The sequence below is a fragment of the Tabrizicola sp. genome, assembly GCF_030373185.1.
Lineage (GTDB): Bacteria > Pseudomonadota > Alphaproteobacteria > Rhodobacterales > Rhodobacteraceae > Tabrizicola.
In genome coordinates, this window is the sequence record NZ_JAUCZH010000006.1 from 34939 (window position 1) to 55876 (window position 20938).

Here is a 20938-nt window from a genome sequence, read left to right on the forward strand (position 1 = left end):
TGTTTACCGATACGCTAGGCTTGGCGCAATGCCGGATTGCGCTTGAATATGATACGATATGGAACTAGATAGTACCATATCAAATCAAATGGAGCCCGAGATGACCTTTTCCCGCCGCAAGACCCTTGCCCTTGTCGGAGGTGGCGTGATCCTTGCCGCCACCGCGAGCCTTGGCACGATCGCCACCCGCAAGACCCGGACTGCGGGCCTGCCATGGACCGTGGCCGGGCAGGGCGAGGATGCCCGCCACCGCGCGCTGTCCTATGCGCTTCTGGCGCCGAACCCGCACAACCGGCAGCCTTGGCTGGTGGATCTGCGCAGCCCGGGCGAGGTGATGCTGTATGTCGATACGGCAAGGCTGTTGCCCCACACCGATCCGTTCAGCCGCCAGATCACCATCGGGCTGGGCTGCTTTCTGGAACTGCTGCGCATGGCAGCCAGCCATGACGGCCAGCGGGTGACGATCACCCCGTTCCCGGAAGGCCATGACGACAACGCGCTGGATGCCCGCCCGGTCGCGCGGGCGGTCTTCTCGGCTGACCCTTCGGTGACGCCTGACCCGTTGTTCGCGCATGTGATGCAGCGCCGTTCCAACAAGGAGCCCTATGACACGGCCCGCCCGCTGCCAGACGACACGCTGGCGCGGCTGGCCGTAGCGCAGCATGGCCTCTTTGGCGGCACCATTGCGGAAGACGAGGTTGCCCGCTGGCGCAGCTTTAGCCGGGAAGCGCTGCGGATCGAGATCGAGACCCCGCATACCTATCGGGAATCGGTGGATCTGTTCCGCATCGGCCGGGACGAGGTGGATGCAAACCCGGACGGGATCGACTTCGGCGGTCCATTGTTCGAAGTGATGGCGGCGACGGGTCTCTTCACCCGTGAAGCGGCGCTGGATACCACGTCGCAGGCCTACAAGGCGGGGCTTGATGCCGTCTACGCCAATACGGATACGGCCATGGGCCATGTCTGGCTGGTCACGCCGGGAAATTCCCGCCCCGACCAGATTGCCGCCGGGGCCGACTGGCTGCGGGTGAACCTTGCGGCCACCGGGGCCGGGGTGGCGTTTCAGCCCTTGTCGCAAGCATTGCAGGAATACCCCGAGATGGCCGAGCTGTACGCCGATCTGCACGCAAGGCTTGCGCCGGGCGGTGGGACGGTTCAGATGTTGGCCCGCATCGGCTACGGTCCCGAGGTGGCCCCAAGCCCGCGCTGGCCATTGGAGGCGAAGATCCTGGATGCCTGACCGACTGCCCACCCCGGAAGACACGTTCTATGCCTTTTTTCTGGAGGTGGGCATCCTTGCGCAGCTGAGCCGGGCCTTGTTCGAGACCCGACTGCCCCCCGGCTTTACCCTGCCGCAGTTTTCAGTCCTGAACCATCTGGTCCGCGTGAAGGATGGCCGCACCCCGCTGGAGCTTGCCCGGGCGTTTCAGGTGCCGAAAACCTCGATGACGCACAGTCTTGCGGTGCTGGAGCGGCACAGCCTGATCGAGATGCGGCCAAACCCGCGCGACGGGCGGTCAAAATGCGTCTTCATCACCGACGCGGGCCGCGCCTTCCGGCAGCAGGCTCTGGCCGCGGTAACCCCGGACATGGCCACACTTGCCACCCGCTTTCCTGCGGATCGGCTGGCGGAGGCCTTGCCCGCATTGACCGGGCTGCGTCAGATCATGGATGCGATGCGCGACCCGGTGGAGTGAGGCCGGGCTTCACGCCGAATGGGCGCCTGCGGCAAGGGCCGCAACCTTGGCCAGCACCTCTGCCACCGGCACGCCGGCGCCGATATCCTTGACGATTGCCGACCCCACCACGCAACCATCCGCGACCGATGCAATCGTGCGCGCGGCCTCGGGGGTGTTGATGCCGAAGCCGACGATCACCGGCAGGTCGGTGGACCGCTTGATCCGCGCCACTTCTGGCCCCACATCGGTGGCCTGCGCGACCGCCGCCCCGGTGATCCCGGTGATCGAGACATAGTAGACAAAGCCCGAGGTATTTTGCAGCACCTTCGGCAGACGCTTGTCATCGGTCGTGGGCGTGGCAAGGCGGATGAAGTTGAGCCCGGCCTTCTGGGCGGGGATGCACAGCTCGTCATCCTCTTCCGGCGGCAGGTCCACCACGATCAGCCCGTCGATCCCGGCAGCAATCGCGTCTTTCAGGAACCGGTCCACGCCGCGCGAATAGATCGGGTTGTAATAGCCCATCAGCACGATCGGCGTGCTGTTGTCGCCAGCGCGGAAGGCGCGGACCATGGCAAGAACCTTGTCCATCGTCATGCCCGCTTCCAGCGCGCGCTGGCCTGCGGCCTGAATGGTCGGGCCATCTGCCATCGGATCGGTGAAGGGCATGCCAAGTTCGATGACATCCACCCCTGCTGTGGGCAGGCCCTGCATCACGGCCAGGCTGGTCGCCTCATCCGGGTCGCCGCCCATGATATAGGCGACGAAGGCCTTCTTCCCCTCGGCCTTCAGCCGCGCGAAGGTGGTGTCGATGCGTGTCATGAAGGCCCCCTGCAGATCCGCCCCCATGTGCCACGGCGAACATGGGAAAATCAATGGGGGCTGCAGAGCAAGCTGACAGCGTTCGATTTCACGCCGGCGGGTGCCACGGGGCCGAAATCATCCAGTGGGTTCCGAACTTGTCTTTCACCATGCCGAACCCGTCCGAAAAGAAGGTCGGTTGGTAGGGCATGACCACCGCGCCACCATCAGCCAGCACTGCAAAAACCCGCCGCGCTTCGGCATCTGTCCCTGCCTCATGGCTGATTGACACCGCGGCCTGCGGATCGCCGCCCTCACCCGGCGGAAAGTCCGATGCCATCAGGCTGCGCCCACCCAGCCGCAGCGTCGAATGCATGACAAGCGGAGAGGCCCGCAACTCAGGCGGGGCGTCCGGCATGTCGCCATAGCCCATGACCTCAAGCTCGCCGCCAAACACCTGTTGGTAGGCCTCCATCGCCGTACGGCAATTGCCCTGAAAATGGATGTAGGGATCAAAACTCATCGCCACCTCCTCTGTTTTGCCAAGGTTACGCCCATGGCCCGAGTCGGGGAACCTTGATCCTTTGCCGCGCGGCCCGTAGAAGCGCCCGGTCGCCAACTGGAGGGCATCATGGGTTTCAAGATGGGCATCGTCGGGCTGCCGAATGTGGGCAAGTCCACGCTCTTCAATGCGCTGACGCGGACGGCGGCGGCGCAGGCGGCCAATTTCCCGTTCTGCACGATCGAGCCGAACGTGGGCGAGGTGGCGGTGCCGGATCCGCGGCTGGACAAGCTGGCGGCGATTGCGGGGTCAAAGCAGATCATCCCGACCCGGATGACCTTTGTCGATATCGCGGGCCTGGTGCGCGGCGCATCGAAAGGGGAGGGGCTGGGCAACCAGTTCCTTGCCAACATCCGTGAATGTGACGCCATCGCCCATGTGCTGCGCTGTTTTGAAGATGGCGACATCACCCATGTCGAAGGCAGGATCGACCCGGTCGCTGATGCCGAAACGATCGAGACAGAACTTATGCTGGCCGATCTGGACAGCGTTGAACGCCGCCGCGCCAACCTGGCGCGCAAGATGAAGGGCGGCGACAAGGAATCTGCCGATCAGGACCGGCTGCTGGCGCTGGCGCAAGTGGCGCTGGAGGCGGGCAAGCCCGCCCGCACGGTTGAAGTCTCGGACGATGATCAGAAGCCGTGGCGGATGCTGCAACTGCTGACCTCAAAGCCGGTGCTTTATGTCTGCAACGTCGAGGAAGCCTCGGCTGCCAGCGGCAACAGCCAATCGGCCCGGGTGGCCGAGATGGCGGCACGGCAAGGTGCGGCATCGGTGGTGATCAGCGCGCGGATCGAGGAAGAGATCAGCCAGTTGGCCGAGGATGAGGCCGCGATGTTCCTTGAAGAGATGGGCCTGCACGAGGCCGGGCTCGACCGGCTGATCAAGGCGGGCTACGCACTTCTGGGTTTGCAGACCTATTTCACGGTTGGCCCGAAAGAGGCCCGGGCCTGGACGATCCTGAAAGGCACACTTGCCCCGCAGGCGGCCGGGGTGATCCACGGTGATTTCGAAAAGGGCTTCATCCGCGCCGAAACGGTTGCCTATGACGACTACATCGCCGGGAAGGGCGAGGCCGGCGCCAAAGAGGCCGGAAAGTTCCGGGTCGAAGGCAAGACCTATGAGGTCAAGGACGGCGACGTCCTGCATTTCCTGTTCAGCGGCTGAGCTAGTCCCGGCATCACCGCAAGAACTTTGCGCCTCTATCCGGTCCGGCCCGGCGCGACCATGCAGGTAACTCCGCGACCCGTGCTGACACAAGGCCAGAGCCAGCATGTTGCCCGCGCCGAAGGCCGGACGGCGTGGCAATCGGCCCTTCGCAGCGCCAAAACCTGCAACTTCCTGTTTTCAGTGATACGCCGTGAGGGGCCTAGGTTTCCCCTTGCCCCCGCCCGGCATCCTCAATAAACAAGCCAGCGGAGTGGTGGCCGAGTGGTCGAAGGCACACCCCTGCTAAGGGTGCAGACGGCAACGTCTCGAGGGTTCGAATCCCTTCCACTCCGCCATAACATCTTAATATCGCACGATTTTTCCGATCACGCCTTTTTTTCCCGCGTTTCCGGGGGTTAGGCGGGCAGTTCCCCGACGGAGACGCTCCGACCCCTCTCCATTCCCTGCAAATCCGCCTCGCGTCTCCGCGGGCTGCGGGTCCCGTTCGGTTTGCCCGCGCACGAAGAACAGGGAATTATCAGGGAATTTCGGTTTTCCAGAGCCATTCTCGGGATTTTCCACCCTGAATCCTCGCGCGTTTTCCGTGGGTTACGGCCGAATTCCCTGCTCCTCAGGAACAGGGAATTTAAATCAGCGGAACAAGGAATTAAATTCCGCCGAACAGGGAAAGAATTGGGAAGAACAGGGAAGCGCTGGTTTGAGGCGATGCACGGTCGGCAGGAGGACTTGGCACCTTCAAGGATGGTGCAAAACTAGCCCGGTGTCACCCGATCTGGAAGAGCCTCGCCTGGGAGCGCATCTCGGAAACCGTCTACATGCTCCACAACGGACAGGGGGCGGCGACGCTCGGCCTCGTGCTTGGGCTCATGGCGCTCGGCGTGCCGGCGATGGGCGCGATCGGCGTCCTGATCTGGCTTGCCGGGCGGCGAGGGCAGCCGCGCGCGCATGTTGGCCCTTTGCGTTGTCAACGCGCGGCGGGCGATGCGGCCATGTCTTGGTCCGTGCCTTCGCGGGCGGGTTCGGGCAACTTGCTGATCGTGTCCCTTAGAATCCGGCGCAGCCAAAGGCTGGCCGCATCGGCTTCATGTGCCATGGGCCAGACGGCTTTCATCGCGTAACTGGGCACCTCGACAGGCAGCGCCTGGTACCTGCACAGGGCCCGTACCATAGCAAGTTCCGCAAAGCGCTGCGGCACGGCGGCAACGAGGTCGCTTTCTGCCAGGATCGGAAGCAAAGACATGAAGTTCGTAACCATGACAGCCACGCGCCTGCGCAGGCCCTGACGCGCCAGCGCCGCATCCACCGGCCCCGCGAACCCTTCCGCCCGCGGCGACACCAGCGCCTGCGGAAGCTTCAGAAAATCCTCCATTGGCATTGGCCGCGACAGCGCCGGGTGATCGTGCCGCGCCATCAAAACGAAGCGGTCTTGGAACAGCACCTGCCAGCGGAGCGGCCCCGACGTCTCCGGTGCGCCCATCAGCGCAAGGTCCATTCCTCCTGCCGCTACAGCATCTCGCGGCGGTGGCACCACCTTGATCCGGCAATGCGGCGCTTCGCGGGTCACCTGAGCGATCAGACCTGGCAATATCAACACCTGCCCAAGGTCGCTTGATCCCAGAACGAAGTCGCGTGCCGCCCGGGACGGATCGAACAGCGCGGGTGACAGCACGGCCTCCACCCGATCCAGAATAGCGCGCAGTTCGGGAAGCAGCAGACTGCCGCGGGGTGTTGGCATCAGGCGATTTCCGTGGCGCGCCAGCAGCGGGTCGCCGAACAAATCGCGCGCGCGGCGCAGCCCCTGCGACACTGCAGGCTGCGACAACCCCAGGGTTTGCGCCGCCCGTGAGGCAGACCCCTCACGGAGAACGGCCTCGACAAGGCGGAGCAGGTTCAGGTCGACGCGGCGCAAATCCATAATCAGTACTTATAATGATAATTGACAACATGCGTCTATACGCAATCGCCACGGCTGCTAGACTCCAGAGCCGACAGGACACTCACGGGGACCACGATCATGACCTCAGGAAAACTTGGCACCATCGCGCTTGGCGGTGCGGGCGCCATGATGCTCGTTGTCGGCGGGCTGCATCTCGTTGCGCCGCAGATGATGATGGAGGCGCCCGCGATCGAGCTCACAAGTGCCAACCACCACCACGTCATCCGTGCTGCATATGGCGGGGCTTATCTCGGGATTGCTGCGCTCTTTCTCCTCGGCCTCGTGAGCCGGGCCCGGCGCGCCTTCGCCTTGTTGGCTGTAAGCGTGCTCTTCGCGGGCTTCGCTTTCGGGCGGCTGGTCAGCATTGTGGTAGATGGCCTGCCGGTCGGCCTCTACCTAGGCGTGCTGGCTTTCGAACTGACGTTCGCGATCCTCGCATTCGTGGCGAACAGCCAGGAAGCCGAAACGTCTCATCGGTGAACGCCAATCATGGCCGCTGAAGAGCTTGTCTTCTCGGCCCATACCCTCCGCCACTTGCCCTCGCAGAGCTTCGTTGTCGAGATCCTGCCAAAGTCAAAGGACACGCCTCCTGACTACATGACGCGTTGGTGAAATCGGCCTGACGACGACAACCAGAGAGCTGATCAGAAAAACCGTGCCAACGAGGTATCCGAGACGATGCCTGCATTCGAGCCTCTCTATGTCCGGCTTGTCAAAAGGCGTACGGAACATTTTTCGTTCTCTGACCTTCATGACCAAGAGCCGCAGAAAACCCTGCTGCGTGCGCCTGTGTCCTGCCACCATTTCCAACGGTGCTTGACCCGTGTGATCACTTGGGGCAAAAAATGCAGAGCCTTCGAAGCGGGGTGGATCGGTGAATAGACGGCAGTTGCTGGCATTGGCTGGCGCGGCCTCACTTGCTCCCGTGTCGTTTGCCACGGCGCAGGAGAGCGCCGGAGGTGCAGGGCTTCTGGCCGCAAGGGACCACTTCGCTGGCAAGTCGGTGCGTGTCATTATCTCTGCGGCGGCCGGGTCGGGAACGGATCGCAGTTCGCGTCAGTTTCTTGGCGCGCTGCGTCGGTTCTTGCCCGACACCCGGCTGCGCATAGAAAATCTGGACCGCGCCGGGGGCCAGATCGCCGCTTCGGAACTGTGGCGCGCCCAGGCCGACGGTTCGGTCGTTGGCTTCCCGCGCAATAACCTGTTCTACGCTGATCTGATGGAGCAGGCGACGCTGGATTTCACCTTTACCGGCTTCACGTTCATTGGATCGACCAACCGGGGGAACAAGGTTCTGGTTCTTGGGACGGAAAGCCGCCTCGACAGCATTGACCAGATCCTTTCGGGTGAAAGCACCGTTCTGGCGGCGGCTGATGCGGTCAATTCAAGTCACTATTACGAAGCGCTTTTGATGAACGCGCTTACCGGGTCGCGGATCTCGCCCGTGCCGGGATATTCAGGTGGCGCGCGCAACATGGCCGTGATCAGCGGCGAGGTGGATTGCCAGATCGGTTCGATCGAGGCGGTCCAGCCCATCATTGAATCTGGCGCCGGTCGGGTCGTCTTTCGCCTTACCTCCGACCCGCTGCCAGTTGGCATGGCTGATGTGCCTCGTCTTGCCGATCATCTGCGGGATCCTGCGCAGAAATGGGCGGTGGCGATCATCGATGCAGCTGCAAGGCTGGGACGCCCCTTCGCGGGACCGCCTGACATGGAGCCGGTGGCGACAGCGCATTGGAAGACGCTTTTCGATGCCGTCGTGGACGATGTCGCTTTCCGGAATAGCTCGCTTGCCGAGGATGGGCTGGTGATCGACCCTTCTCCTGCCGATGAGATAGAGGCCCTGCTGGCGGACCTGGCGTCCAGGGGGGATGGCCTGCGGGATGGTGTCGGCGATCTGTTGGCTTGCGGGCAACTGCTGGCGTCCGGCCCCGGCAGCCGTTGTGGCTGACCCGACCGTGATCGGCAGATGACGGTTTCCCTGCCGCAGACCATCGCTTCTGTGATCGAGTTCGGCCCGGTCCTTGTCGCGGGGCTGATTTTCGGTTTGGCCGCTGGTCTTGCGCCGGGCATCAGCGGGCGCATCGGGCTTTTGATCGCATTGCCCGTCGCCTTGTGGTTCGATCCTGTGGGCGCGGCGGTGTTTCTGATCGCCATGCATGCTGTTGTGCATACCTCCGGTTCCGTCCCGGCAGTGGTCCTCGGCCTTCCGACATCAAGCTCCGAGGCGGCCACGGTGGTGGACGGCTGGCCGATGATGCAGGCGGGCAGGGGCGGCGAAGCGGTGGGCGCGATTCTTGCCGCCTCGGTGGCAGGTGGCGTTCTGGGGGCTGTGGCGCTCCTCTTGCTGGCGCCGCTCGGTGGATCGATTGCGCGGCAGTTCACGTCAGCCGAGGTGGCAGCCTTGTCGGCAACGGGGCTGCTGGCAATCGCGGCGCTGTCGGGCAAAAGCCTGGCACTTGGCCTTTTGGTTGCAGCGCTGGGGGTTCTGGCGGCGACAGTGGGCGTGGACGCGCATTCGGCGGCGCAGCGGTTCACCTTGGGGCGACTTGAGCTTTGGGATGGCCTGAACATCGGAGCGCTCGTTGCCGGCCTTTTCGTCATACCCGGGTTGCTGCGCGACCAGCGGGAAGGTGAGTTGAACGGTCCGGCATTGCCAGTGCTTTCACCACCTCGCGTCCGTTACGCCGATGTTCTGGCCGGGTGTTGGCAGACGGTACGAAACGGTTGGCTGGTTCTGCGTTCCTCTGTCCTTGGGATCGTGGTCGGCTTCATTCCCGGGCTGGGGGCGAGCATTGCCGTCTGGCTGGCTTATGGCCATGCCAGCACCTCGACCCGTCCGAATGTCCCCTTTGGTCAGGGAGCTATCGAGGGTGTCATCGCCCCGGAAGCAGCCAATAATTCAAAGGAGGGCGGGGCAATGCTGCCGACCCTGCTTTTCGCGGTTCCGGGAACGACAAGCATGGGCATCCTGCTTGGTGCCTTCGCCCTTCTTGGGATCGAGGTGGGGCCGGGCATGGCCGCCCGCGATCCATGGATCATCCAGATGGCGGGCTGGGTGATCCTTGTCGCCAATCTTCTGGCCTTTCCGATCTGTTTGGCGGTTGCGCCACTCCTGACCCGGCTGGCCGCGCTGCACCGCGGCATGGTGGTCCCCTTCGCGCTCATGGCATCGACGGTGGCCGCGCTTGCGATTTCGCCCAGTGTCGAAACGCTGGCACAGATCGTGGTTTTCGGAGCCCTGGGTACGATGCTGGCGCATCTGGACTGGCCAAGGGCGCCATTCGTCCTTGGTTTCGTGATCGGGCCGATTCTTGAAGGTGCGTTGACGCGAACGATGCTGACCGTCGGTATCGGCGCATTGCAGCGCCCGATGGTTCTTGTGATCATCGGGTTGGCGCTGGCGACGGTACTGTTCTGGTGGAAGGGCGGAACAAGGCGCAAGGGCGCAACCCTGCCAGAGGCGGCCGAAGGGGCCGAACCTGCGTCGAATACGGCCTTCTCGATCATGCTTCTGGCCATTTTTGGCCTTGCCATAGCTTTGGCATGGTCCCTGCCGGGACAGGCATCGGTCTTGCCAATTCTGGCAGGAACATGGGGAATCGCGGCAACGTTGGCCGCCTTGGCTACCCTTGGTCCGCCGCGTCGCTGCGCCAACTTGGTGACGCCGTCCGTCCTGATCCTGTTTCTGGGGCTGCTTGTGACGATCTGGCTTGTGGGGCCGCCGCTTGCCTCGGCCGCCTTTGCCCTGGTCTATTACGCGCAGTTCACCCGCTTGTCCCGTCGTTGGCTGGTGCCAGTCGCACTTGGCTTTGCGGCCGTTGCATGGATCCTTGCGGGCGAGACGATCGGCCTTGTGCGGCCCTTGACCGCGTTCAGCGACCTTGTCCCGATCCGGGGTCTTTGAGCTGGTCCAGACTTCGCCTGATCTTTCGGGTCAGCCGGTGCCAGAGCGTGACTGCCGTGCGCAAGCCTGGCACGAGCCATAGTGCAACCGACCGTGGCAGATCGTGGCTTCGGGGATAGGGCAACTTCAGTTTGACGGGCTTGCGGTCCGGGATCGGCGTGTCGACTTGCGAAAAGGCATCCAGAAGGCGGTCCCGGACGATCCTGCGCCGTTCCTGGCGTGGATCGTCCTTGTCGATGCCGGGAAAGGTCGGGTTCGAGTTGATCTCGAAGACGATGATCCGACCGTCCACGACCGTATAATCGATACGACCGAAGTCTGCGCCGGCCAAGTCCATGATCTGCTTGATGGCGTCGCTATGGGGATTGGTCAGGATATAGTCCATTTCCTCGGTGACATGCGCCTCGGTCAGCCGGCTGGAATTGCTCTTGACCACCCAGTCTTCCGAAATCTGAAGATGCTGTGGAAGGATCCGCTCACCCACCCGGAAAGCTCCATACTTGCGGAACAGGCCGTCTGCATCGGCGCGATTGCAGAACTCGACTGCCAGCCGACCGCGCAACGGAACGCCCCGCACCCGCATGTCGTCAAGCGCGCGCTCAAGCGCGGCGCGGTCGGGCAAAAGACCGGTCTCAGGCCCCTTCGCATCTGCCTCGCGCCGCAGGAACACTGGATAGCTTAGGTCCGGCAGCGGAAGTTCCAGCCGGGCCGAACGGAACGGATTTATTCCCCTGTGCCAAAGCTGCATCAGCAATTCGTGGCGCTGGAGAAACCTGGCCGGGTGGTTGAGGATGCGGGCCTCGGGACAGGCCCTGCGCATCTGCTCGGCCGCGCTGGCCGCGATTTCGAGTTCGTATTGGGAGAGGCGGTCGAAATCGGTGAAGATCAGGTTGGCGGGCGGGATGCGCAGGGTCGCAAACATGTCCTCATAGGTCAGGACGCCCAACATCCCCCGCCGTTCGGTTGGCACGGCGGGCAGGAATCTGTCGAGTGTGTATCTGTGGCGGGCGCGGCAGACATAGAGGATCATCCTGCGAGATCCTTCCTGGCCACGACAAGCACCCCTTCCGATGGACGCAAGATTGGATCACCCCGGGAATCGAAACCCGTTCCCCGGCGCAGTTCCTGAATGGTTTCCACAGACAGTCCCGCTGCGTTCAGCCATTGAAGAAGTGCGTCCCGGTCGGCAAAAGGGCTGGCCCTTTGTTCACGTCCAAGGGCATAAGCATCCAGCAGCGTGGTGAAGGCCAGTTCATCATCAGGAAGCGCCACAGAGCGGGCAGCAAGCTCAGTCAGGACGTGGCGTCGAAAGAATGCCCTGTTGGTCGTGGGCGTGCGTCGGCCGATTGCCGTCGTCATGACAAGCCGTCCTGCTGGACGCAGGCTGCGGTCGATGAAGGCGGCGGCTTTGACAAGGTTGTCCGCCGACAGGAATGACAGCACGGAATGCGCTACGATCAGATCGACAGGTGGCGCGACAGCCTGCCCCGTGATCGAGGCGCGCTTTGTGAAAAGCCTGCCCGCGGCCCGGCTGCCCAGAAGCCCTGCGCATTGCCGCAGCGGAGTGTCGCACAAATCAACCACCGTCAGGTCGACCGGCTGGTCTGCGGCGGCATCAAGGACGCATTCCGCCAGCCCTGCATCGGCACTCCCCGCAAGCAGGACGGTCGATCCGGTATCAAGCAAAGGGGCGAGCGTCTTCAGCAACAGGTCACGGTCGGCATCCACGCCGCGCGGCGGGTCGATCAGACGCAGATAAGGCCAGATGGCATGATAGCCCCGACAGCCCTGGCAATGGACGGCCGACAAAGCATAGGCCAGCTGAGCAGCGGGTTCGGATCGCGTTGCCGACGGATGTTCTGAGCGCCAGTCCTGCACGGTGATCTGAATTTCTGTCAAAGCTGCACTGTTGATCGGCCCCGGCCCGAGACCGCTCTCTTGACTTGTAGCGCGTTCAGTGACGGATTTTCCAGTGTGGGCGTGAATGACACCCGATCTGCTCAGCGCGGATTGGATCAGGCCAGAGTGGCCCCCGCGTCAAACCCGGCCCTTGGTGGCAGCGATAGCGAAGGCGGAGAGGAAGAATTCCGGACACCTGCCAGAGTGGCCTGCCTTGTGCTTGACGACAAAAGAACCCTTCAGGTTCTTCAAGCAGGAAGCCGGTTCGCTTGCCCCCCGAACTCGGAAAAGATCGGACCGCTCTGCGCTAGTGTTAACCAAGGCTTGGCGCCAAGCAAATTGCTTCAACCTGAAACCGAATGGGTGTTGTCAGGCTGATGCCGGGCGGGTTTGTACTTTCGCAGGCCGCGCAGGCAAAAATGCCCTGGGGGTGCAGGCGAAGCCTCTGCGAAGGATGGAAATCACGCATTTCAGCGCGTAGGTAATGGGGACCAAGCCCGATCATGACCGTGGTTTTGTGAAAGTAGCACCCCGCATGCAGCCTGCAACACCATGAAACCTGTAGACCTTGACCCCGCAGATGTCCGGATCCTGTGCGCGCTGCAACAGCATGGGCAGCTCAGCAAATCGCGGCTGGCCGAGCTGGTAGGCCTGTCGGCGACGCCGTGCTGGTCGCGGCTGGCGCGGTTGAAGAAGGCGGGGCTGATCCGGGGCTATCATGCGGATATCGTGTTGGCACGGATCGTTGGTTTGACCAAGGTGGTGGTTACCGTGTCCTTGAAAAGCCACCGAAAATTCGATTTCGACCGTTTTGAGAGACACGTCCTGCAATGCCCCGAGGTGACAGATTGCGTTTCGACCGGGGGAGGGATGGACTATGTGCTGACGGTTGTCACCACCAGTTTGTCGTCGTTCCAGGCCGTGATGGAGGGGATGCTGATCGCGGAACTGGGGATCGACCGCTACATGACCTATATCGTGACGCGCGAGATCAAGGCGGCGCAGCCTGACCTTGGGCGCCTTGTTGCAGGACTTGCCGGAAGGTCTGAGACCAGCTGAGCAAGCGCGAAAGACTGAATGGTCCGTTGTGATCGGAACGTTGGTCCAAACGGTCCGGGCCTGCCTTGTCTTTGGCCCGATTGTCCGGCCGAAGTTGCCTAAAGTCCTGCGACATGGTCAAGGAAGCGCGGTCTGTGACAGACCGACCAGCAGGGGCAAGCATGATGGCAAAGGCAGAAGATTTCGGTTTCGGAACCCAGATCCGCAAATCCCCCTATTTCGAGGCAACGGTTCGTTGGGGGGCCAAGGCGTTCTCGGTCTATAACCACATGTATATTCCGCGCGATTTCGGTGACCCCGAACAGAATTTCTGGAACCTGATCAATGATGCGATCCTGTGCGACGTGGCCGTCGAGCGTCAGGTGGAGATCACGGGGCCGGACGCTGCCAGATTCGTGCAGATGCTGACGCCGCGCGATCTGTCGAAGCTGGCGGTCGGGCAGTGCAAGTATGTGCTGATCACCAACGCAGATGGTGGAATCCTGAATGACCCGATCCTGCTGCGACTGGCGGAAAACCATTTCTGGCTGTCCCTGGCCGACAGCGACATCCTTTTGTGGGCGCAAGGCGTTGCGGTGCATAGCGGGCTGGATGTGACGATCCGCGAGCCTGATGTCTCGCCGTTGCAGTTGCAGGGGCCGAAATCGGGTGAGGTGATGCGCGCCCTGTTTGGTGACGGCATCATGGATCTGAAATACTACTGGCTGCGGCGGGTTGAACTGGACGGCATTCCGCTGATCGTGTCGCGGACCGGATGGTCCAGCGAACTTGGTTACGAGCTTTACCTGCAGGACGCCGCGCGGGGCGACGAGCTTTGGGAAAAGATCATGGCGGCCGGACAGCCCTTTGGGCTGAAGCCCGGCCACACCTCGTCAATCCGGCGGATCGAGGGCGGGATGCTGTCCTACCACGCCGATGCCGATATCAACACCAACCCCTATGAGTTGGGCCTTGACCGGCTGGTGAACCTTGAGGCGGAGGCCGATTTCATCGGCAAGGCAGCGCTGCGTCGGATCAGCGCAACGGGCGTCAGCCGCAAACAGGTTGGCCTGCTGATCGAGGGCGCGCCGCTCACAGGGCCGAACACAACCTTCTGGCCTGTGCTGAAGGATGGGGCCGCCATCGGCAAGGTGACTTCCGCAATCCATTCGCCCCGGCTGCGGCAGAACATTGCCCTTGCCATGGTCTCGGTTCAGCATGCGGCGGTCGGCACGGTGGTCGAAGTTGTAACGGCCGGCGGGGCGACCCGTGCCACGGTCGTGGACCGTCCGTTCTACGACCCGAAGAAGACGCTTGCCGCCGCCTGATCGCTGCCGTTGGAAAGGGATTGCGAAGCCATGACCGAACTTTCGATCCGCTTGCATTGGCAGCGTACAGAGCCCGCGCTGAAGACCGGTGCCTATTCGAACGCGCATGTCGTGCAGTTTAGCGACGCGTTGGAGCTGCCGGTCGATGCGGCCCCTGACTGGGGCGGTGATGCGGCCAGCACAAACCCCGAACAGGCACTGGCATCGGCTTTGTCCAGTTGTCACATGATGACGTTCCTTGCGCTGGCAGCCAAGGCCGGATGGCCGGTGGCCAGCTATCATGATCACGCGGTGGCCCATCTGGGCAAGAACCCCCGGGGGCAGATGTCGGTCACCCGGATTGACCTGCATCCGGTGGTGCGGTTCGACTCGGGCTTTGCCATCGATGACCCGGCCCTTGCCCAGATGCAGGACCGTGCGCATCGCTACTGCTTTATCGCGAACACGCTGGCGGATAGCGTGGAGGTAAATATCCTTTAGGGTTCACGGGGGGACAGCCATGCAAGACGATCAGATCCTGCTGCAAGACATTGACGGTGACGGCATCCTGCGCCTGAACCTGAACGACACCCGCCGCCGAAACGCCCTTTCCGAGGCGATGCTGGCACGGTTGGCCAGCGCCTTTGCCGAAGCGGGGGCCAACCCTTCGGTGCGGGTGGTTGTACTTGCGGCAACCGGGCCAGCCTTTTGCGCAGGCCATGATTTGAAGGAACTGACCGCAGGTCGCGCAGCACCAGATCGCGGCCGGGCATACTTCGCGCATGTCATGGCAACGTGTTCCGGCGTGATGCAGGCGATTGTGACCTGCCCGAAGCCGGTCATTGCAGAAGTCGCAGGCATCGCCACTGCGGCAGGGTGCCAGCTGGTCGCAAGTTGCGATCTTGCCGTGGCGGCAGACACAGCGCAGTTCAGCACGCCGGGCGTGCATATCGGCTTGTTCTGTTCCACCCCGATGGTGGCCCTTTCACGCAACGTCAGCGCCAAGCACGCGATGGAGATGCTTTTGACCGGTGACATGACACCCGCCACCCGCGCTGCCGAGATCGGACTGGTCAACAAGGTCGTCGCCGCTGATGAGTTGCAGGCCGCGACGATGGGATTGGCGCGCAAGATCGCGTCCCGATCCGCCATGACGCTGGCCACCGGAAAACGCGCCTTTTACGCCCAACGCGAAATGTCCTTGGCCGAGGCTTACGACTACGCTTCGGGCGTCATGGTTGAAAACATGCTGGCCCGCGACGCAGATGAAGGCATCGGCGCCTTCATCGAGAAGCGCGCGCCGCGTTGGCAGGACGCATGAGGGCGATGGTGGAAAACCCCTTTGACTCCGGGCTGGACCGCAACCCCGCAAACCATCAGCCCCTGACACCGCTTACCTTTCTGGAACGCGCGGCCAGCGTCTTTCCCGATCACACCGCAATCATCCACGGGGACTTGCGGCGTAGCTATGCCGCGTTCTACGCCCGCTCTCGGCGTCTGGCCTCGGCACTTGCGCAGGTCGGCATCGGCAGGGGAGACACCGTTTCGGCCCTGCTTGCGAATACTCCGGCGATGCTGGAATGCCACTATGGGGTGCCGATGTGCGGCGCGGTGCTGCATTCGATCAACACGCGGCTCGATGCGGCGACAATCGGTTTTCAACTGGATCACGCGATGGCAAAGGTCGTGATCGTCGACAGCGAATTCATGCCCCTCCTGCAAGAGGCTATGGCCTGCGCCACTGTCCGCCCGATCGTGATCCGCTATGACGATCCGGAATTCACCGGTGCGACCCAAGGCCCCGATGTGCAGGATTATGAAGCCTTTCTTTCCTCGGGTGACCCGGAATTTGACTGGCTGATGCCCAAGGATGAATGGGACGCGATCTCGATCAACTATACTTCCGGCACCACGGGTGATCCCAAAGGTGTCGTGTCGCATCATCGGGGGGCCTATCTTCTGGCGCAGGGCAATGCCCTGACCACCTCGATGCAGAAACACGCGGTCTATCTGTGGACCCTTCCCATGTTTCACTGCAACGGCTGGTGTTTCCCATGGACCCTGTCGGCCATTGTCGGCACCCATGTCTGCCTGCGGCAGGTCCGTGCCGAGCCGATCTGGCGGGCGCTGGCCGAAGACGGCGTGACCCACCTGTGCGGCGCGCCCATCGTGATGTCGCTGATGATCTCGGCCCCGGACGCTGTGAAGCGCGACCTTGGCCGGACCGTGCAGTTCTACACCGCCGCCGCGCCGCCGCCTGAAAAGCTGCTGGCCGACATGCGGGAGGCGGGCTTTGAAGTGACCCATCTATACGGCCTGACCGAAACCTATGGCCCGGCTGTGGTGAATGACTGGCACGCGGACTGGTCGGCCCTGCCGCCGGATCGGCAGGCCGCACTCAAGGCGCGTCAGGGCGTGCGTTACTTGCCGCTGGAGAAGGTGGACGTGCTGGACCCCGAAACCATGCGCCCCGTCCCGCGTGATGGCCAGACGATGGGCGAAGTTATGTTTCGCGGAAATGTCGTGATGAAGGGCTATTTCCGCAACCCCAAGGCCACGGCCGAGGCGTTTGCCGGGGGATGGTTCCATTCCGGCGACCTTGGCGTGATGCATCCCGACGGCTATCTGCAATTGAAGGACCGGTCCAAGGACATCATCATTTCTGGCGGCGAGAACATCTCGTCAATCGAAGTGGAAGAGGCGCTTTACCGGCATCCCGCCGTTGCCGTCGCCGCCGTGGTGGCGATGCCGCATGACAAGTGGGGCGAGACGCCCTGCGCTTTCGTCGAACTGACCGACGGCAAGACGGCAGATGCCGAGGAACTGCGCAGCTGGTGCCGCGAACATCTGGCTGCCTACAAGGTGCCGGCGGCGTTCGTCTTCATGCCGATCCCCCGGACTTCGACGGGCAAGATCCAGAAATTCAACCTGCGCGCGGAAGCGCGAAAGATTGCAGGCTGACTCCTTTGCCATGTCACTGGAAACCCGTTGGCAGACGCGGTCGCATTGTCGCACGGCGCGCCGGGGGGGTCGCGCGGCCCTTTGTTGCCGCGCGGCGCTGGCAGTCTGATGGCCCGGTAGGCTGCACTTGCCGGCTGGTCGGCTCAGCCATTCAGCAATGACAGGCGGGGGTCACCCTTGGGCAGCACCGTAAAGCTGTTGCGGGTAAACGACCCGAAAGCGTAGTCCCGGCGTTCGTGGACCATATAGATATCGAAGCCCGCACGTTTGCAGCCTTTCAGTGAGGCCATGTTGTCGCCGGCAACGAAGGTCATTGCATAGTCGCAATTGATATTGCGCGCCTGTTCGGCGATCAGAAACATCGCCTCGGCCATGATGCGCTGCCCACGATAGGCTGGTGGGGTATAGGCGTTCTCAAGGATCGCCTCATTGCGCGCCAGCACCGGAAAGCCCCAGGGCTTTGCCTGGATCTTGTCGTTCTGGTCCGCACCCATCAACCATTGCATATAGCAAGGCGTCCCGTTGGTTTCGTCGATCGCGACGTAGGGTGTCGGAATGTCTGCCTCCAGATGTTCCATCCGGTAACGGACCTCGATCGCATCCGCCGGATCGGTGCCTGTCAGCCGATGCCCGAACAGGGCCGCTTCATCGCCGGGCGCGAAGGGCCGGACATGCAGCGGGATCTTTGCTTTTGGCGGTTCGACCGGTTCACTCAGGGTCCGGCGCAGCCCGAACCGCCAGGAATAGCTGTACGGGCCTTTCCGAAGACGCCAGGCGATCCTGTCACCCAACGTGCGTTCAACGACAACCGTGTCTGCTTCCGACATTGCACCTACCCCCCAAGTTACCTTCGGCAATTGTGATGTGAACCAGGGCATCAGGCAACTGCGGATATCGCCTTGCCCTGAAAGGCTGCATTTGACGGGGCCGCCGTCGCTGAATTGTCCACAATTCAGGGTGCCAGAAAAGGCCTTGCCAAGATGGAAGCCTACAAGGCAAGTTTTCCCTTGATCGGCGTCAAGTGGCGTGTGTCCGGCGTTTTGACGCTGGTCACCCTTCGCCGGAATGGGCGCTTGCGCTTGGCTGGGACATTTGGTTTCTCTTGCCCGCGTGTCTTTCGCGCCCTGGATACATGCCGGGTTTAAATGTGCTGGTTCCTGGCGCGCTCTTGCCGGGCCACTGTGAGTAGGAAGGCAGACATGACGGACTCGCTCGCTGACACTGGGGTTCGTGGCGGTGCGCCCGGCGGCCAGGCAAGGACCATCGCGGTTCACCATGACTGGAAGGCCCTGGAGCCGGACTGGCGCAAGCTGGAGGAAGACGGCCATGCCACTGTCTTTCAGACATATGACTGGGCTTCGGCCTGGTATGCCAACACAAGCAAACATGGCCTCGCCAAGCCCCTGATCGTCACTGTGGCCGACGCGGGTGGCATTGTCTGGATCCTTCCGCTTTGCCGCCACCGCTGGAAGGGGATGAATTTCATCTCGCTTGCTGACCTTGGGGTCAGCGATTACGGCGGAGTTGTCATGGCCCGGGACGACCGGATCAGCTCGGCAGAGGTGCCGGGTGTCATGTCGGACATCCTGCGGGCGCTGCCGCGGTGTGACATGGTGCATTTTCAGAAGCTGCAACAGCAGATCGAAGGCAAGCCCAACCCGCTGTTGCAGGTTGGTCATGTCGTCGCCATGCGCGAAAGCTGCTATGGGATCGACGTGCGGCGGCCTTGGGGAGAATTGTCCAAGGAAATCATGCAATCGCGTCTGCGGTCGACCATCCGGCAGCAAAAGAAAAAGATCGCGGCAATCGGGCCGATCAGCCTCGAGCATGTCTCGGATCCCCAGTCCATCGGGTCGGCAATGGATGCGCTGTTCAAGATGCGGCGTGGCAGATTCGAACGAATTGGCCGCCCCGACACGCCCGAGGTCTGGCGCAGTTTCTATAGCGACGTAGCCCGGAATCCGGAAAGAACTCTGGATGTCTGCGTGACGACAATGCGGGTCGCGGATACGCCTGTCGCCGTGTCCTTTGGCCTGACGCGGGGAAAGGCGTATCACTCTGTCATGCCGACGTTCGCCGCCGAGGAATGGGAAGCCTACCGGCCCGGAATGCTGATGTTTGACGCGATGCTGGAAGAATACGGCCCGCGAATGGGCTTTGAAGGCTATTTCGATTTCACGATCGGGGACGAGCCCTACAAGCAGCGCTTCGGCGCCATTGGCCAGCCCTTGATGGAATGCATGTCCCCCCGAAGCCTCAAGGGCGCGCTCGCCTTCCTGTACTGGCGCGCAAAGGCTGCACGGCGCCATCGCCCGACCAAAGGCGCCGAAGGCAACGAGTAGTGCGGACCCGCTCCTTGCCGCAGCGCCGCTGACCTCAGTGTTGGCTGTCCCGACCAATCCCAAGCCCGGCCCCAAGCCCGGAGTCTTGCGACGAAGGCCTTCCGTCAGGCAGGTTAGCCCCGCGCAGATCTCTGCCGATCAGGCGGGTTGACCCGAGTCAGGCGGCGGTGTCGGGCAAGGCTTGCGTGATATCAGGCCAGTCAACCCGGCATTGTATGACTGCTATTTTTGCCAATTTGGAAACAATCAAAAGCCCACACTATAGGTTGCCGGGCGGCAAAACATCGAACCCTGGCCGCCTTCGCCGACCAATACGGAAGCTAGAGAAGCCACCGCACCATCGAATCGGTCCTGGGGCAAGTTGCCCATTCCGAAACAGGCGTTTGCTAATGTGTCATTCCTGTGGCGTATTGCAATCACAGGATGTATTTCGCCATCGAAAATACCCGCATAACTAGTGCGTTTCGTTCAAACTTCTGCATTCCTGATCAAGAGGCGCTAGCATTGTGACACAGTTCGGCCTTATTCTAACGTTGTGGACGTAGCAGCCTCTGTCTGAAACGGAACGCAGCTTCATCCGTCCGCGGCGTGCATACGAAGAGTGGTGGATTTTTTTGAAATGAAACACAATTACCTGCAGACAACACAACAAGATGCGATTCTGCTTCCATCTGCGCAACAATCCGCACACCACGGTGAGGCGCCATGTGGCGGGCAGGTGAAGCGGGCGTTCGACATCGTTCTGGCTCTACTGGCAATTATCCTTCTTTCTCCGTTGCTTATCGGCCTCGCGCTTGCGATCCGGCTGTCGGACGGTGGACCGGCGTTGTTCGGCCAGACGCGAATCGGGTGCCAAGGCAAAGAGTTCAGGATCTGGAAGTTCCGCAGCATGGTGCCGAATGCGGCTGCAATGCTTCGGGACCATCTGGAACGTAATCCACAGGCTGAATTGGAGTGGCAGAAGACCCGCAAACTCAAGTTTGATCCGCGGATTACGTCATTGGGCAGGGTTCTGCGAAAGTACAGCATCGACGAATTGCCTCAGCTGTTCAATATTCTTGTGGGTGACATGAGTTTTGTTGGACCGCGCCCAATTGACCAATCCGAATGCGTCCGATTTGGCCATTCCTTGCGTCATTACCTTCGCTGCCGCCCGGGCCTTACGGGCATGTGGCAGGTAAGCGGCCGCAGCGACACGTCTTATGATCGCCGCGTTGCACTTGACCGTTATTATGCGATCCATTCTTCACTGCTTCTTGATTTGTCGCTTGTTCTGAAAACGGTACCAGTCGCAATCAATGGACGCGGTTCTTACTGAAGGCCCTTCGATCCCTGG

At 62.1% G+C, this 20938-nt stretch carries 20 protein-coding genes and 1 tRNA gene; 15 read left to right on the top strand and 6 right to left on the bottom strand.

Annotated elements, in window-relative coordinates; translation table 11 throughout:
- The first annotated feature begins 100 nt into the window (after positions 1 to 100).
- Together QUV21_RS12515 and QUV21_RS12520 are read left to right on the top strand one after the other, a co-directional pair.
- Entirely contained in the window at positions 101 to 1243 is a 1143-nt protein-coding gene (locus QUV21_RS12515) for a twin-arginine translocation pathway signal protein (protein ID WP_300855342.1), read from the top strand.
- On the top strand, positions 1236 to 1700 hold the full coding sequence (locus QUV21_RS12520; RefSeq protein WP_300855343.1) for a MarR family transcriptional regulator: 465 nt from the start codon (positions 1236 to 1238) through the stop codon (positions 1698 to 1700). Before QUV21_RS12515 ends, QUV21_RS12520 begins: the two co-directional genes overlap by 8 nt.
- Before the next feature lie 9 nt (positions 1701 to 1709).
- Here QUV21_RS12520 and trpA read toward each other — a convergent pair whose 3' ends face one another.
- A complete protein-coding gene (gene trpA, locus QUV21_RS12525) occupies positions 1710 to 2501 on the bottom strand; it encodes a tryptophan synthase subunit alpha (protein ID WP_300855345.1) in 792 nt (263 codons plus the stop codon).
- Between the two features lie 88 nt (positions 2502 to 2589).
- Positions 2590 to 3003, bottom strand: a complete 414-nt coding sequence (locus QUV21_RS12530; RefSeq protein WP_300855346.1) for a VOC family protein — start codon at positions 3001 to 3003, stop codon at positions 2590 to 2592.
- A 108-nt stretch (positions 3004 to 3111) separates the two neighbouring features.
- On the opposite strand from QUV21_RS12530, the gene ychF reads away from it, so the two are divergent.
- Positions 3112 to 4209 (top strand): redox-regulated ATPase YchF, encoded by a 1098-nt coding sequence (ychF, locus tag QUV21_RS12535; protein WP_300855347.1) that lies wholly within the window; start codon positions 3112 to 3114, stop codon positions 4207 to 4209.
- Positions 4210 to 4459: 250 nt separating this feature from the next.
- A tRNA-Ser gene (locus tag QUV21_RS12540) sits at positions 4460 to 4547 on the top strand.
- A 629-nt stretch (positions 4548 to 5176) separates the two neighbouring features.
- Here QUV21_RS12540 and QUV21_RS12545 read toward each other — a convergent pair.
- Positions 5177 to 6127, bottom strand: a complete 951-nt coding sequence (locus QUV21_RS12545) for a LysR family transcriptional regulator (RefSeq protein WP_300855348.1) — start codon at positions 6125 to 6127, stop codon at positions 5177 to 5179.
- A gap of 99 nt (positions 6128 to 6226) precedes the next feature.
- On the opposite strand from QUV21_RS12545, the gene QUV21_RS12550 reads away from it, so the two are divergent.
- The 4 genes from QUV21_RS12550 to QUV21_RS12565 all read left to right on the top strand — a co-directional run bounded on the left by QUV21_RS12550 (position 6227) and on the right by QUV21_RS12565 (position 10055).
- A complete protein-coding gene (locus QUV21_RS12550) occupies positions 6227 to 6628 on the top strand; it encodes a DUF4345 domain-containing protein (RefSeq protein WP_300855349.1) in 402 nt (133 codons plus the stop codon).
- A gap of 9 nt (positions 6629 to 6637) precedes the next feature.
- On the top strand, positions 6638 to 6760 hold the full coding sequence (locus QUV21_RS12555; protein WP_300855350.1) for a hypothetical protein: 123 nt from the start codon (positions 6638 to 6640) through the stop codon (positions 6758 to 6760).
- 262 nt (positions 6761 to 7022) lie between these two features.
- Positions 7023 to 8099, top strand: coding sequence for a tripartite tricarboxylate transporter substrate-binding protein (locus QUV21_RS12560; RefSeq protein WP_300855351.1), 1077 nt, complete (start codon positions 7023 to 7025; stop codon positions 8097 to 8099).
- Positions 8100 to 8117: 18 nt separating this feature from the next.
- Positions 8118 to 10055, top strand: coding sequence for a tripartite tricarboxylate transporter permease (locus QUV21_RS12565; protein ID WP_300855353.1), 1938 nt, complete (start codon positions 8118 to 8120; stop codon positions 10053 to 10055).
- On the opposite strand, the gene QUV21_RS12570 is transcribed toward QUV21_RS12565, so the two are convergent.
- Together QUV21_RS12570 and QUV21_RS12575 are read right to left on the bottom strand one after the other, a co-directional pair.
- Complete coding sequence (locus QUV21_RS12570; RefSeq protein ID WP_300855354.1) at positions 10024 to 11085, bottom strand: hypothetical protein; 1062 nt, start codon at positions 11083 to 11085, stop codon at positions 10024 to 10026. The genes QUV21_RS12565 and QUV21_RS12570 overlap by 32 nt on opposite strands.
- Entirely contained in the window at positions 11082 to 11954 is an 873-nt protein-coding gene (locus QUV21_RS12575; RefSeq protein ID WP_300855355.1) for a hypothetical protein, read from the bottom strand. Before QUV21_RS12575 ends, QUV21_RS12570 begins: the two co-directional genes overlap by 4 nt.
- 552 nt (positions 11955 to 12506) lie before the next feature.
- On the opposite strand from QUV21_RS12575, the gene QUV21_RS12580 reads away from it, so the two are divergent.
- From QUV21_RS12580 to QUV21_RS12600, 5 genes are all read left to right on the top strand, one after another.
- Positions 12507 to 13013: an Lrp/AsnC family transcriptional regulator gene (locus QUV21_RS12580; RefSeq protein WP_300855357.1), complete on the top strand. Its 507-nt coding sequence runs from the start codon at positions 12507 to 12509 to the stop codon at positions 13011 to 13013.
- Positions 13014 to 13177: 164 nt separating this feature from the next.
- Positions 13178 to 14320, top strand: coding sequence for a glycine cleavage T C-terminal barrel domain-containing protein (locus QUV21_RS12585; protein ID WP_300855359.1), 1143 nt, complete (start codon positions 13178 to 13180; stop codon positions 14318 to 14320).
- A gap of 30 nt (positions 14321 to 14350) precedes the next feature.
- Positions 14351 to 14800, top strand: a complete 450-nt coding sequence (locus tag QUV21_RS12590; RefSeq protein ID WP_300855361.1) for an OsmC family protein — start codon at positions 14351 to 14353, stop codon at positions 14798 to 14800.
- 19 nt (positions 14801 to 14819) lie between these two features.
- Positions 14820 to 15620 (top strand): enoyl-CoA hydratase, encoded by an 801-nt coding sequence (locus tag QUV21_RS12595; RefSeq protein ID WP_300855363.1) that lies wholly within the window; start codon positions 14820 to 14822, stop codon positions 15618 to 15620.
- A 5-nt stretch (positions 15621 to 15625) separates the two neighbouring features.
- Entirely contained in the window at positions 15626 to 17260 is a 1635-nt protein-coding gene (locus QUV21_RS12600; RefSeq protein WP_300855630.1) for an acyl-CoA synthetase, read from the top strand.
- 143 nt (positions 17261 to 17403) lie between these two features.
- On the opposite strand, the gene QUV21_RS12605 is transcribed toward QUV21_RS12600, so the two are convergent.
- Positions 17404 to 18087 carry a GNAT family N-acetyltransferase gene (locus tag QUV21_RS12605; protein ID WP_300855365.1) on the bottom strand — a complete coding sequence of 228 codons (684 nt, stop codon included), beginning with the start codon at positions 18085 to 18087 and terminating at the stop codon, positions 17404 to 17406.
- A 372-nt stretch (positions 18088 to 18459) separates the two neighbouring features.
- Here QUV21_RS12605 and QUV21_RS12610 point away from each other — a divergent pair, with 372 nt between their 5' ends.
- Together QUV21_RS12610 and QUV21_RS12615 are read left to right on the top strand one after the other, a co-directional pair.
- Positions 18460 to 19602, top strand: coding sequence for a GNAT family N-acetyltransferase (locus QUV21_RS12610; protein WP_300855367.1), 1143 nt, complete (start codon positions 18460 to 18462; stop codon positions 19600 to 19602).
- Between the two features lie 604 nt (positions 19603 to 20206).
- On the top strand, positions 20207 to 20920 hold the full coding sequence (locus QUV21_RS12615; protein WP_300855369.1) for a sugar transferase: 714 nt from the start codon (positions 20207 to 20209) through the stop codon (positions 20918 to 20920).
- Positions 20921 to 20938 lie beyond the last annotated feature (18 nt).